General features: G+C 37.0%; 16 protein-coding genes and 2 pseudogenes. 5 read left to right on the top strand and 13 right to left on the bottom strand.

The genetic code is table 11. The features are described from left to right. Positions 1 to 2: 2 nt before the first annotated feature. The gene (locus tag BTO11_RS11165; protein WP_105052673.1) at positions 3 to 1,025 is read right to left on the bottom strand and encodes a 4-alpha-glucanotransferase; all 1,023 of its coding nucleotides are present in this window, start codon (positions 1,023 to 1,025) and stop codon (positions 3 to 5) included. 250 nt (positions 1,026 to 1,275) lie between these two features. Here BTO11_RS11165 and gap point away from each other — a divergent pair, with 250 nt between their 5' ends. The 4 genes and pseudogenes from gap to BTO11_RS11145 all read left to right on the top strand — a co-directional run. After that, positions 1,276 to 2,283 (top strand): type I glyceraldehyde-3-phosphate dehydrogenase, encoded by a 1,008-nt coding sequence (gene gap, locus BTO11_RS11160; RefSeq protein ID WP_105052672.1) that lies wholly within the window; start codon positions 1,276 to 1,278, stop codon positions 2,281 to 2,283. 131 nt (positions 2,284 to 2,414) lie between these two features. Then, complete coding sequence (locus tag BTO11_RS11155; RefSeq protein WP_105052671.1) at positions 2,415 to 3,266, top strand: D-hexose-6-phosphate mutarotase; 852 nt, start codon at positions 2,415 to 2,417, stop codon at positions 3,264 to 3,266. 58 nt (positions 3,267 to 3,324) lie between these two features. Then, positions 3,325 to 4,509, top strand: coding sequence for a benzoate/H(+) symporter BenE family transporter (locus BTO11_RS11150; RefSeq protein WP_105052670.1), 1,185 nt, complete (start codon positions 3,325 to 3,327; stop codon positions 4,507 to 4,509). A gap of 118 nt (positions 4,510 to 4,627) precedes the next feature. Further along, a pseudogene (locus tag BTO11_RS11145) lies at positions 4,628 to 4,772 on the top strand (IS110 family transposase); the annotation flags it as partial. A gap of 22 nt (positions 4,773 to 4,794) precedes the next feature. Here BTO11_RS11145 and BTO11_RS11140 read toward each other — a convergent pair. The 10 genes from BTO11_RS11140 to BTO11_RS11095 form a co-directional block, all read right to left on the bottom strand. Further along, positions 4,795 to 5,127: a YggL 50S ribosome-binding family protein gene (locus BTO11_RS11140; RefSeq protein ID WP_105052669.1), complete on the bottom strand. Its 333-nt coding sequence runs from the start codon at positions 5,125 to 5,127 to the stop codon at positions 4,795 to 4,797. A 121-nt stretch (positions 5,128 to 5,248) separates the two neighbouring features. After that, positions 5,249 to 5,545 (bottom strand): hypothetical protein, encoded by a 297-nt coding sequence (locus BTO11_RS11135; RefSeq protein ID WP_105052668.1) that lies wholly within the window; start codon positions 5,543 to 5,545, stop codon positions 5,249 to 5,251. Positions 5,546 to 5,638: 93 nt separating this feature from the next. Then, complete coding sequence (locus BTO11_RS11130) at positions 5,639 to 6,226, bottom strand: hypothetical protein (protein ID WP_105052667.1); 588 nt, start codon at positions 6,224 to 6,226, stop codon at positions 5,639 to 5,641. A 114-nt stretch (positions 6,227 to 6,340) separates the two neighbouring features. After that, on the bottom strand, positions 6,341 to 6,742 hold the full coding sequence (locus BTO11_RS11125) for a putative signal transducing protein (protein WP_105052666.1): 402 nt from the start codon (positions 6,740 to 6,742) through the stop codon (positions 6,341 to 6,343). 215 nt (positions 6,743 to 6,957) lie between these two features. After that, positions 6,958 to 7,533: a hypothetical protein gene (locus tag BTO11_RS11120; RefSeq protein WP_105052665.1), complete on the bottom strand. Its 576-nt coding sequence runs from the start codon at positions 7,531 to 7,533 to the stop codon at positions 6,958 to 6,960. A gap of 272 nt (positions 7,534 to 7,805) precedes the next feature. Next, the gene (locus BTO11_RS11115; RefSeq protein ID WP_105052664.1) at positions 7,806 to 8,249 is read right to left on the bottom strand and encodes a hypothetical protein; all 444 of its coding nucleotides are present in this window, start codon (positions 8,247 to 8,249) and stop codon (positions 7,806 to 7,808) included. Positions 8,250 to 8,366: 117 nt separating this feature from the next. Beyond that, positions 8,367 to 8,654 carry a hypothetical protein gene (locus BTO11_RS11110; RefSeq protein WP_146105483.1) on the bottom strand — a complete coding sequence of 96 codons (288 nt, stop codon included), beginning with the start codon at positions 8,652 to 8,654 and terminating at the stop codon, positions 8,367 to 8,369. A gap of 115 nt (positions 8,655 to 8,769) precedes the next feature. Beyond that, positions 8,770 to 9,180: a hypothetical protein gene (locus BTO11_RS11105; protein WP_105052662.1), complete on the bottom strand. Its 411-nt coding sequence runs from the start codon at positions 9,178 to 9,180 to the stop codon at positions 8,770 to 8,772. 117 nt (positions 9,181 to 9,297) lie between these two features. Further along, entirely contained in the window at positions 9,298 to 9,642 is a 345-nt protein-coding gene (locus BTO11_RS11100; protein ID WP_105052661.1) for a hypothetical protein, read from the bottom strand. Between the two features lie 584 nt (positions 9,643 to 10,226). After that, entirely contained in the window at positions 10,227 to 10,685 is a 459-nt protein-coding gene (locus tag BTO11_RS11095) for a DUF4262 domain-containing protein (RefSeq protein ID WP_105052660.1), read from the bottom strand. A gap of 238 nt (positions 10,686 to 10,923) precedes the next feature. Here BTO11_RS11095 and BTO11_RS11090 point away from each other — a divergent pair. Further along, positions 10,924 to 11,469 (top strand): annotated as a pseudogene (locus BTO11_RS11090) (phage integrase N-terminal SAM-like domain-containing protein); the annotation flags it as partial. A gap of 57 nt (positions 11,470 to 11,526) precedes the next feature. On the opposite strand, the gene BTO11_RS11085 reads toward BTO11_RS11090, so the two are convergent. Both BTO11_RS11085 and BTO11_RS11080 read right to left on the bottom strand, forming a co-directional pair. Next, complete coding sequence (locus BTO11_RS11085; RefSeq protein WP_105052658.1) at positions 11,527 to 12,168, bottom strand: bifunctional 4-hydroxy-2-oxoglutarate aldolase/2-dehydro-3-deoxy-phosphogluconate aldolase; 642 nt, start codon at positions 12,166 to 12,168, stop codon at positions 11,527 to 11,529. A gap of 54 nt (positions 12,169 to 12,222) precedes the next feature. Next, positions 12,223 to 13,176 (bottom strand): glucokinase, encoded by a 954-nt coding sequence (locus BTO11_RS11080; protein WP_105052657.1) that lies wholly within the window; start codon positions 13,174 to 13,176, stop codon positions 12,223 to 12,225. Positions 13,177 to 13,182: the final 6 nt, after the last annotated feature.

Genomic DNA, 13,182 nt, shown 5'->3' with positions numbered 1-13,182 from the left:
ACTTAAGCTTCAATTGCCATTTGTTGTAATTGCTGAGCAATTTCTTCTGGCAAACGAGCTAAGTCCCCACCAAGGATAACCGTTTGGTTTAACTGACTTTCAAGCGCTAATATTGCCAATAAGTCGTCAAATGGGTAATACACATAAGCGCCTTCATTAGCTACACGGTTTACTTCACTAGCTTTGGGTACCCACCACTGCCTTAATAAGCTTAAGACATCATTTATTTTTAATCGGTTGTTAGCTGACATGTTAGAGCGGAATAAGTCGATAATCGGCTGATAACCCTGCTGATAAAGTTCAGCTGGGTTCATTGGGCTTTGAGCAGCTGTATTATTTACGGTATTAGCCTGTACATTCGTTGTAGTATATTCATCGGGAGCCTGCCCAATAATAACGTCAGTACAGTATAAGGCTTTGTTTAGCGGCGCTTTGATTGCATTTATTTCTTCAGCATTCGCAAGTGTTAGGCTTTTGGTTTCCACCTTGTCGTTTTGCTCTAAAGTTGGATGTTTATAACAAGATTCAGGCGTAATGATCAAAGTACCACTTCCTAGAGGTTCTTCAATCCCAGGCTCAAAAAGTGCTAATTGGTAATAACCAATAGGTAAGTCTAATTCAACGGGTAAAGCATAATGTTGAATTTCCATATCGCGCACATCAAAATAACCCAATAACTCTTGGTCTATAGGAACAAATTTTATCTTCTTACAAATTTGATTATCTTTGCTGATGGTTAAATCTAGTTCGTCATTAGCAAAATCTATCGGTAGTTTAAAATGCAAAACATTACCCTGCCCCTGACGGACAATGGACGCGGGTTCAACAATAGTGAACCAAGCTCTTTCAGTTTCTTGATTGGCAGTATTAATTAACGCTTCTTGATCATCCACTGGATATCCCATCGCCGCTAAAAGCTGTTTTATAATCTGTGGGCTGACGACTTGTTCATGCCCCAAAGCATCTATGTATTGAGATTCTATTCCACGGGATTGAACCAGATGTTCAATTAAAGAAGCGTTCATTTAATTCCTATTTACAGCGACAGATTTGGCTAAGATTATTGTAAACGTAGCCAATGATGATTTATTAATTAGCGCAATTGTATTGGCTTTAACAGCAACAGTAAAAGGACTTTATCAAGCTTTGCCTCTACATGGCCTTTTATAGGCATAAATCATGTTAATTTTTTGCCATTTTGCTTTACTTTACGGTTCAATGGATGTAATTTTATTACCAATTTGAAATTACACAACATCATTAACAGGTAAAAGTATGACTATTCGCGTAGCAATTAACGGCTTTGGTAGAATTGGTAGAAATATATTACGAGCTTTGTATGAATCAGAAAAAAACTACGATTTAAAAATTGTAGCAATTAATGACTTAGGCGATGCAAATATAAATGCTCACCTTTTAAAATACGATACAGCACATGGTCGTTTTAATGCAAAAGTAGAAAACACCGACGATACAATTACTGTTAATGGTGATTTAATCAAAGTAACGTCTGAAAGAAATCCAGCAGACTTACCTTGGAAAGACCTTAAGGTTGATGTTGTTTTTGAATGTACTGGTATGTTCCAGTCTAAAGACACAGCAAGTGCACATATTGATGCTGGCGCAAAGAAAGTAATTATATCAGCTCCTGCTAAAGGCGTTGATGCCACTATTGTTTATGGTGTTAACCATGAAACAATCACACCAGATATGACAGTAATATCAAATGCATCTTGTACGACTAACTGTCTTGCACCATTTGCTAAAGTATTAAATGACGAGATTGGTATTGAGTCTGGTTTAATGAATACAATTCACGCTTACACAAATGACCAACGTTTGAGTGATGTATATCACACTGACTTACGTCGTGCCCGTGCCGCTGCAATGTCTATGATCCCAACTAAAACCGGTGCAGCAGCTGCTGTTGGTTTAGTGGTTCCAGAACTTGCTGGTAAAGTAGACGGACTTTCTGTACGTGTTCCAGTGTTAAACGTTTCTTTAGTTGATTTAACTTTCATTGCGAAAAAAGATACAACCGTTGATGAAGTTAACGACGTTATCCGTAAAGCAGTTGCTGCTGGCGGTCCTTTAGCTGAAGTGTTATCGGTAAATGATGAACCTTTAGTTTCTATCGATTTCAACCACATCCCTTACTCTTCTAACTTTGATGCCACAGAAACACGTGTTATCGGACGTTTAGTTAAAGTAATGAGCTGGTATGACAATGAATGGGCTTTCTCAAACCGCATGCTAGACAACGCTATGTTGCTAATGAAATAATTTGTTATTAAAATAAATATTATTTCGATTCTATTAAAGGTGACTTAAATGTCACCTTTTTTGTTTACGCCTTTTTAAATTACGTTGTAACACTATAGCCCTGTAAAGCTTTAGTATTTTGGAGTAATTACATGAACAGCCAATATATTACCAAAGCCACCATTGACGATGGCGTTAGTTATCAAATAAATCACCCTAAGTTCTCAGCGCGTATCACTGAGTTAGGTGGGCAATTAATTAGTTTTACGCCTCAAGGCAAAGCCGATGTATTATGGTTGTCAGATTCATGCCCACTAGATGGCAGTAAACCAATTAGAGGTGGCGCACCAATTTGCTGGCCTTGGTTTGGCCCTGCATCAGGTTTATACGCGGGTGAGCCGCAACACGGTTATGCTCGTTCTGTTAACTGGAAGCTTGAACACTTTGAAGAAAGCGAACACGCGGTTGAATTAGTGCTATCTCCTCAATTACCAAAAACGCTTGCCGACTCATTAGGTTTAAGTCTAAAGATGCGTTATGTTTTCACTGATAATGTTGAAATAGAATTAATCACTAAAAACACATCCACAACACCACAAAAACTATCTCAAGCTATCCATACATATTTCGCAGTAGATAATATTGATGACTCTCAAATCATAGGGTTAGATGAAATCAGTTATATTGATAAATTATCCCATGATAGAAAAACCAAACAAAACGGCCCTGTAATAATAAACAAGCATACCGACCGTATTTATTTAACCGCTCAAGATAAAGTCAGTTTACTCAATTCAAACCGTAAATTAGATATTGTAGGTGAAGGACACGACTCAGTTGTGATCTGGAATCCGTGGCAACAAAACGCTAAAAACATGACAGATTTTGATGACCTAGGTTATAAAAAAATGGTTTGCGTTGAAATGGCCAATACACAAGGTCTTGTTTTAGAAGTAAATAGTTGTCATAGTCTAAAACAAAAAATAACGCTTGTTTCTTTATAGCTGCTTTATGTATAGCTGCGTTATTTCGCACATTTTAAATTAATTACGGGATCATTTTATGCTAGTCAATCGTGTTGTAAGTTCAACTGTCGCAGGATTAGTTGCCGTAATTGTTGGCTTTACCAGTTCAGTTGCTTTGATTTACCAAACCGTGATTAATTTAGGTGGTGATGTAAATCTAGCCGCAAGTTGGATATTGGCTTTAGGTTTGTCGATGGGGATCACCTCCATCAGCCTTTCTCTGTATTACCGTATTCCTATCCTCATCGCGTGGTCGACACCAGGCGCGGCTTTACTTATGGCGAACACTCAAGGCTTTACCTTAAATGAAGCCGTTGGTGGCTTTATCTTTTCTGGTGCCTTTATTTTCTTATGTGGTGTGACTGGCTTATTTGAAAGACTGATCAGTAAATTACCCTTTCAACTGGCCTCCGCCATGTTGGCCGGCATTTTAATTAAGTTTGGTATTGATGTTTTTAACCAAATGAATGCACAACCAATTTTAGTTATTTCTATGTTTGTTACTTACTTAATATGTAAGCAGTTAACGCCCAAATTCACTATGTTATTTGTATTATTAATCAGTGGCTTGCTAGCGTGGCAATTTAACTTAGTGAAAGCGGTTGAACTGTCGTGGCAATTTAGTGAGTTCCAGTACATTTCTCCAGTCTTTAGTATCGAAGTTTTACTTGGTATAGGCATCCCATTATTTATCGTTACTATGGCCGCACAGAACCTACCAGGCATTGCCGTATTAAAAGCCCATAACTATAAAGCGCCAGTCTCTTCTGTATTAAGTGTCACTGGTGGCGTTACGTTACTGGCAGCACCTTTTGGTAGCTATGCGATAAACTTAGCTGCGATAACCGCCGCGATATGTATGACTGACGAAGTGAGTGATAAACCACAACAACGTTACTGGGCCACCGTCGCAGGCGGAATATTCTATATCGTTATGGCTATCTTTGCCGGATATTTAATGTTGTTATTTTCATCGTTACCTGGCGCACTAATATATGCACTAGCGGGCATAGCCCTCTTCTCAACAATCACCAACAGCATTAAACAATCATTAACTGATACTAAGATATCCGAAGCCGCAATCATCACCTTATTGGTTACAGCGTCAGACTTATCGTTATTGGGGATCAGTTCAGTATTATGGGGAATAGTTGCAGGCAGCTTAACCTTATTTTTACAGCGACTTCTAAGAAGAAACGCAGTAAAAAATGACGGCATTTAAAGCTAAAGCTTTAAATGCAGAGCTGTAGGTGAATATTAGCTAACAGCGAGTAACGAGAAAAGGACTCTTCCTTCTAAGTAATTAACTAGAGCCCGTGTTTTTGTTATTTTTGTTATTTTTGTTTAAAAAAAACTATCAGCGGTTAGTCGATGCTGGAATCCAAAAAGATCGCTATCATTACCTGCATTAGAAAGATGATTGTGATACTAAATTCGATGTTAATAGATGGGGAATTATGTGGAGCGCCATTAGTTAAAAATTAACTATTGACGCCATAGTGTCTTGTTATATGCCATAGTTTGCGTCGACTAATTGACCCATAACAACTTTTGAGACGTAAGAATTAGATTGGAGCCAATTGCTAATAGCATCATGGTCTTCTGTTGTTACTGAACCATAACGATGATCTGAACAAATGAAAGCACTAAATGATTTAGTATCTCCACCGCCCCCCATGTAAAGTTCACGTTCTACAATAAACTCAAGAAATAGATCTAAGAATGAATTAAAACCACCATCATCATTAATAGCTAAATCGCAGGAAAACTCAAAACCTAAAATAGCAAATTCACCTAGGTATAGCTTCTTACGTAATCTTCGTGATTTAGTGCTAGCCATGATACTCCTTTGGTATATAACGCCTCGTTAAGAGGAAAATAATATGTTGGTTAAAATAAGCGACGAAGGAGCAAAAAACAACGGTTTTTTATCCTTGTTGAATTGCCTTGTTATATTTACCTCACTCTAACACTTGGTTTAAATACGGTTCTACATTTATGCTTTCATCATTTGCTACTTTAACCTCAAGGATAAAGATAGATAACGCAAACCAACCAACAGCAAAACTAAGATTGAAGAGTAAGAATAAAACCAAAGCGGGAATACCACACAAAGTTATTATTGATAATATTCGGCTGGTTACATTCAATGGCATATCTTTTCGATATAGCTTTACAGCATTATTTACGATCTCAACTTTCTTACTGTGCTTGAGATCTTTTAATCTTTTGTCATCATATAGTTTAAAATAAAACACTGAATCACCTTTAAATTTGAAACATTAATTATTAATTATTAATTATAATAAAAGTCATATCTTATTCGCTTTCAGGCGCTTGTTATATTTTATTTACGCTGGACATTTAGCTTGTTGCATCTCATTGTTTATATAATCTTTATAAGATTTAAAGCCACCTAAGTTTAATTTTGCATCTGGATTTTTATCCATGAAGAGTTTATTCATGTCCAAGCTTTTCATATACATATCACAAACTTTTGGAATATTATTGTTCGCGAGATAGGTAAAACCCATGTGAAGATAGGTGTTTGTTAGATTGTCATATTCTTGCTTTTCTTCATAAATAGCACTAGATTTTTCGAGGTATTCAATAGACGCATCGAATCTATCTTTAAAAGTTATATTGCCGCTATTAAAGCCTGTTTCTTCGTAATGTTCACTATATCTGTTAACCGCATACGATCTTAGAAAAACAGCATAAGCAACATACGCTTGAGCAAGCCCTGATTTATCGTTGTTCTTTTTATAAATTTCAATGGCTTCTAATATAAGCTTTTGAGCTGGCAGTGCTCTTTGATTTTGATCAAAAAGCCAGTAGGCATCCGATATTTTTTGTTTAGGATCACTCGTATACGGAACTAATGCAGCTGCGCAGCCTGCCAGTGAAATAAAAGTAAGAATAATTATGATGTGACGCAATGCCAATCCTCCTTGAAAATATAACGCCCAAATAAAGGGCTGATTAATAGTTGGCTAAAATGTGAAGCGGAGCGAAACCTAACCAACTGTTAACAGTCCCGCTTAATATTCTTGTTAGGTTTCTTTGAAGAAATCACAGTCTAAGCATTTTTTACCATGTTTATAAAAAAACAAAGGAAATCCCAAAAATATAAACAATAGGAATGCAGGCTTTTTTCCTTTAGTGAAGTTGATAATATTACCGCTACTACACTTAGAGCATTGTTCAGGCTTTTCATCAAAAGCTGATTCGACATCCTCAGAAAAATTGATGTCTAATATAGCCTTTGCTTCAGTTTCAAATTCCTCTGGAACAAATAATCTAACACCCCCCATAGCGTTGGAATAAAGCCATTGCATATTAACAGTGTGTTCATCAGCAATGAGGGCAGGAATCCCTTCACTATCTAAACTAGCTTTAGCAATATTTGCATCTAAAGGGAATGAATATTTAGACACTACTACAAATTTACTCATACCTCTCCTAGAAACATAACGCCTAAATAATGTGTAAGCTATTTTGGCAGTTTTATTGCGGTGTTTGCAACTAAAAGTGACAAATTAGCGGAGTCGTAAATAACGTGGACATCCATTTTAAATGAAACTTATCCAACCTCTAAACTTAAAATAATGTGTAGATTTTGAATCAAATTAAGATAGGTGGCCTTGTTAAATACTTGTTAGCAATACGGTTACATGCCAACAGCGGTTGCATACAACCCCAAAATAACCAAGAACCCAAATACAACAGCTAATGCAAGCCAAAAATAATTTAAGCCCGTTAGTTTGCTATTTGATTCACCGTTTACATCTTCACTAGCATAGTTTGCTAAAGATTGTGCTTTATACAAAACCCAACACGATATAGGGAGTATTAATAAACCAAGATACAATGTTATTGGATTACCGTAGCCATTATCAGAAAACATACTACAAATTTGGCAACCAATAGCAAATACTACATATATGGTAGCGAGATAATTAATACTTTTAGGATTTTCTCCAGTTTTGTTTTTGTATTTCATTTCGAATAAGGCAAACAAAGAATGAGTAAAAAATATTGAAAAGATTCCCCTCATAATTGGCCACATATCTTCATTTGTACTTTTTTTGTATTGACTCCAATGTTTAAAAAACCAATAAACGGTATACATACCAAATGTACCGAGAAATAAAATTAAGAATTTTTTTGGGGATACTACATAGAATTCCATTTCATTTGATTGAACTTGAGATTCAACTTCCGAACTTTCAATACTTGCTTCCATTGCTACTCCTTGTTGATGTATTGCTAACGAGGCTGTAGAATTACTCCAACAGCCAAAATTGATGAAAAATCGAGTTCCTAGAACAAATGCTAAGCGCTTTTCTCGCACTAGGCAATGCATTTGGAACCCATAAAAACGGCCGTTTTTCTTAAAAAAGAGTTATTCTACGGCCTCAACGCCCCACTAAGAGGCAAATAATAGTTAGTTTAAATAAGCGACACAGGAGCAAAAACCAACTGTAAACTTTCCTGCTTGATTGCCTTGCTATAAGGCTATGACGCTACCCAGTTATAAAATTCATTTGATGATTTACAACCTAAATATTTATCCTCTGGAACACCACTAACTTTAAACTTATATTCATTACTATCATTATGGTAAGTTGCATTTGTTGTCTTAATCCAACAATCAAGCCATTCATCATGATGAGGTATTTTGCACTTATCTTTACTAAGAGCAATTGAGTTTATAATAATATTGCTCGACTTAGGAACATAAACCCACTTAGAAATAGAATCCCATTTATTGGGCTTTTTTATAAAGCGAACCGAATAACTATCATCAGTAGGTGCACCATCATTTTTATCCAAGATAATGATCATATCTTTAATTGTTTTAAATTGCTGGTCAATAGCTTGTTGCTGATCTTCGCAAACTTGTTCAGATGCATTAGCTAACGTACAGATAAAAAATATTGAACACAAATACCGAACCATTCTCTAGCCTTATAACGCCCGCCTAACACGCAATGTGTTGGCGTGGCTTTTTGCGTTGTTTGCCAAAACCATGACAACTTTACATTGTCGGAGTTCAGGCGTTTGTTATGTTTGAGATTAACTCAAACGGCTGATTATTTTTGCAGCCCATTTATCAAGAAGTTTGGCTGGCGCAAAAGATAAAAACAAACCTGCTATTGGAAATAAAGCACTAAAAATGGCGGCCATAATTTTATCTGCTTGATCTTTAGTTGGAGCTCCATTAATTTCTATTACAGCATTTGGGTCTAGCGCAGCTTGTGTAAATACGAACAACAAAATACTACCAACAAGAATCAATGTGCCACCTGCAAGACGGCTCAATCCAACTACTACATCTACTTTTTTCTTTAAATCTTCATCCATACCTGACTCAAACATAACGCCGTTTTAAGCGGAAAATTGCAGTTGGCTAAAATAAGTGAGGCACGAACAAAAAGCCAACTGTAATTTGTCCGACTTGAAAACCCTTGTTAGGGGGCTATTCTGGTTGCTTGCCGTGATAAAAATATACTAGCTTTTCAGTTTTATGAATTCCTGTTCCCCAAAGTGGTGAGTTTAAGGAAGCAACACTACCGTCTTTTGCTATTTTTGTTCTAGCTCGTGCGAAGGTAACAAAATTTAAAACAGAGGTGTTTTCAATATTTTTTAATTGATTTAAAAACGTTTCAGCAGAATATACATTCTCTTCAAGATTGTAATATTTAGCGATACCTGTTGGTACTAGGAAAAACTCTTCATCCTCATCCCAATTAAAGGCTTCAATACTTTTAAATTCTATTTGCTCAAAGTCATCATCAATGTAACTGGCGAATGCCACCTCAAAACTCGAGGCCTCAGGTGTTGAAGTCAACACTGATTCTAAATCTTCAATAATATGCTGAACGATCATGATAACTCTTGCCCCCTAACGCCCGCCTAACACGCAATGTGTTGGCGTGGCTTTTTGCGTTGTTTGCCAAAACCATGACAACTTTACATTGTCGGAGTTTAGGCGCTTGTTAGAGTTTCATTGCTCTGATTTTAAAAACCTTTGATAATGCTTTTCTACCTCATCTTTAGATAACACTTTACCCTCAGATTCTCTATCTAGCAAAGTTCCCATGTAAGAGAGTATATTTTCGTGAGTTAACTCTTTTTGATTAGGAAAAAATTCATTAGGTGCTATTTTAAAATCCAACCAACTACCGTCGTCGTCAAATGCAATATGGGAACCCCATTTTGAAATGAATAATTCACCATCACGATCATCAAGAACGATACTTACTTCGTAATAATAAGAGTCCTCATCAAATGATTCTGAATATGGAAACTCTTCGCCATTTTCACTGACTATGATTTTATCGTATGACATTGAAGAAACTCTAACGCCTGAATAATGTGTGAACTAGTTTGGCAGTTTTATTGCGTCGTTTGCAACTAAAAATGACAAACTAAAGTGAATCACTATTCATTCTCTTGTTATGTATCGCCTCTCTATAGATGGTTATATAAGGCATTAAAAATACTAAAAACAATACTATATATAAATATGGGATGCTACCACTGAATAACAGCAATAGGATTAATGCAAGGTGGCAAAACACTGAAACAAAATTATGCCTGTACGTTAGATATGTAAAGGTGAGGAAAGCAATAATATAGAATAAAGGCCAACTCCCTAAATTAGAACCTAGCATAATTGCAGTAACAACTAGTGCAACTGGCGGCACGATAAAAGCCAATAGTGCCACTATAATCGAAACAACTAGAATTCCGCCAGATACAGAATCGGATACTTTGAATAATTTTGAGCAGAGTTTAGACATATTCACTTAGAAACATAACGCCTTGCTCAGTTGCGCAGCGGTTGTAGTGGATTTTTGTGCGACAATGAGCACCGCGAATGCACAAAAAGGAGCGTAGACCGATGCGTCAACTGGAGCAATTTGTTAGGGCTTACCATTCTGGTTTCTCTTGAAAGCTTGGCTGAAGGTCCCTAAATTCTTCATCAGCATCCTCAGCCCAAGGCCAGACACCCGAAATATTGGGGTATACAAGTTGTAACGCAGGATAATTAGTACCTTTATACAGCCAATTACAAGAAAGCATAAATTCTTTTTTGTATTCTTCGGCGACCTCTCGAAAACTGACCTGAAACCCTTCTAGGAAGCCATTATAGTATTCGCCCTCTAAGAATTTTTCCCCACCCTTAACTCTTCGATTATATTCATTTGCAATCCACGAGCCTAGCTCGTGACGTAGGCCGAGAACAATTAGTTCAGGTGCTTTTTCTTCCTGATTAATTCCGATCGTATAAGTGAAATCTGGGTCTTCTTTTTTTCGATCAACTACAGATGTGATATGACATCCATACTCGTCTATATTACCGATAATTTTTTTCTCGGATTCGTTCATAGCTGTCCTTGAGCCCTAACAATTTAATCAGAGGACGATTGCCTAAGTTTCTGACAACGCGGTTCCTCTTATTTATTTTCAATATTAATACCAAACCTCTACAACATTTACCACACCTTTGTTACGTACCAACTCGGTTTTTTGTGATCCCCCAAGGATGGGCATTTTTCCTGTTTTCTTGACTTGGTAGGAAACTCATCAATGCTGTATATAAATACAGTTACAAAATAAGAGTGTAATGAAAACAAGATCGCCATTTTTAAACAGCATTGTAGAATATATGTACCGTAAACATTACGCCAAATCATCTATCGAAACATATTTGGGTTGGATTTCCGCTTATATTCATTTTCATGATAAACGTCACCCTGCTAGCATGGGTGATAGAGAGGTTGAGTTATTTTTGGATGACCTAATATTAACTAAAAATGTCGCTGCTAGAACTCAAGCTACGGCGTTAAATGCGCTGTCGTTTTTATACAAACATATCCTTGATAATGAACTGACACTAAATTTAAACTTTATTAAAAGTAACCGTCAGCAAAAGTTACCTGTTGTTATAACACCGGATGAGGTAAGTCTACTGCTGTCTAATCTACATAAACGGCATCATTTGGTCGCAAGTTTGTTATATGGTAGTGGTTTGCGGGTTATGGAAGCGGTTAAACTACGTGTCCAAGACATCGACTTTGACTACAAATGCATTCGAATATGGAATGGAAAAGGCAATAAACATAGAATAGTCACTCTAGCTCAAGAGTTAATTCCTATGCTTAAAAACCAAAAAACCAGCTTAGGCTGGTTTTTGAATAATTAAATTAGAAATCTAAACTTTGACAGCCTAAGAGCCTGCTGTTGCCTTTTTAGCTAACTCGGTGATCTCTGACCAGCGTTTGCCTTTAATAACGTCATCTGGACATAACCAAGAGCCGCCACAACACATAACGTTAGACAGTGATAAATAGTCTTTATAGTTACCTGGGTTAATGCCGCCTGTTGGGCAAAAACGAACATTTGGGAATGGGCCACCAATAGATTTTAATGATTGCACACCACCAGAGGCTTCTGCTGGGAAAAATTTAAAGTGTGAGTAACCTTTATCTAATCCAGTCATAAGCTCAGAAATAGACGCAATACCTGGGATTAATGCAATAGAACCTGCATTACCCGCATCTAATAAGTCAGGTGTTAAACCAGGGCTAATTGCAAACTTAGCCCCCGCTTCTGTTACTTGTCTTAATTGTTCTGCGTTTGTCACTGTTCCAGCACCAATGATGGCATCTGGGCAATGCGTAGCAATTTCACGTATTACGTCAAGTGCTGCGGCTGTGCGCAAAGTCACTTCTAATACTTTAATGCCACCGGCCATTAATGCTTCAGCGATTGGAACCGCATCTTCAACATGCTCAATAACTAATACAGGCACTACAGGACCTGCTGCAAATACTTCTGCTGAGTCGATTAACCAATTACGTTCTGCCATTTTAAACCCTTTTAAACTTTTCTAACTTGAGGTTGTTCCGGTGTGGAAGCCTAATTAAATTTCTTGTTGTAAATATGCCGCGCAACCAATTAATCCAGGTTGTTCTTCTGTTACAACGTATACAGGAACTGTTTTTATTATTTTTCCAAAACGTCCTTTTGCATCAAAACGAGCTCTAAATTCACTTGTCTTAACATATTCAATAAATCTTGGTACTACGCCGCCAGCAATGAATACACCGCCGTAGGTCATTAACGTCAGTGCTAAATTACCACCAAAGCTACCTAAAATACGACAAAAAACATCGAGTGTTTTAACCGCTAATGGGTCGGTTCCGTCAATTGCATGCTTAGTAATGTCGGCTGGTTCATAATCTTTTGCTGTTTCATTATTCATGGCACACAAAGATTGATAAATTTGTACTAAACCTAAACCAGACAATACTTGCTCTGCAGAAACTCGAGCGTATTTCTTTTGTAATTCTTGTAAAATCCCAATTTCATCGCTGTCGATTGGAGAAAAGTCGACATGTCCGCCCTCGCCTCCAACTGGGATCCATTTATTTTCGGCATGGATTAAATTGGCAACGCCAAGTCCTGTTCCTGCACCAAAAATCGCAATTGGCGCATTAGGTATAGCATCTTGTCCACCAATTTGTACTAGCTTATCTTTTGCTATATTTGGCACTGACATAGCTATGGCTGTAAAGTCATTGATAACAATTAATTTTTTCAAACCAAATTGTTTAGCAACTGCCGCTTGTGAAAAACACCAGTGGTTGTTGGTTAAATTAACTTCATCGCTAACAACAGGGCAAGCAACATCAAGACATGCATACTCAAACTCTTGTTTTGAATCTTGTTTGTATTGGCTAATTGCACCATCTACATTATCAAAATCTTTACACTGGTAAGACAAAATATTGGATATGGAAAGTGTTTCCATATCCGCAATACCAAGTCGAATATTAGTGCCGCCAATATCGGCAACTAATGCTTTAATAGTCATACTTTA

Origin of the sequence: Psychrosphaera saromensis (assembly GCF_002954545.1) — a bacterium.
Taxonomy (GTDB): domain Bacteria; phylum Pseudomonadota; class Gammaproteobacteria; order Enterobacterales; family Alteromonadaceae; genus Psychrosphaera; species Psychrosphaera saromensis.
Note: the sequence above shows the minus strand (reverse complement) of the source record. Positions and strands in the feature narration are given on the sequence as shown.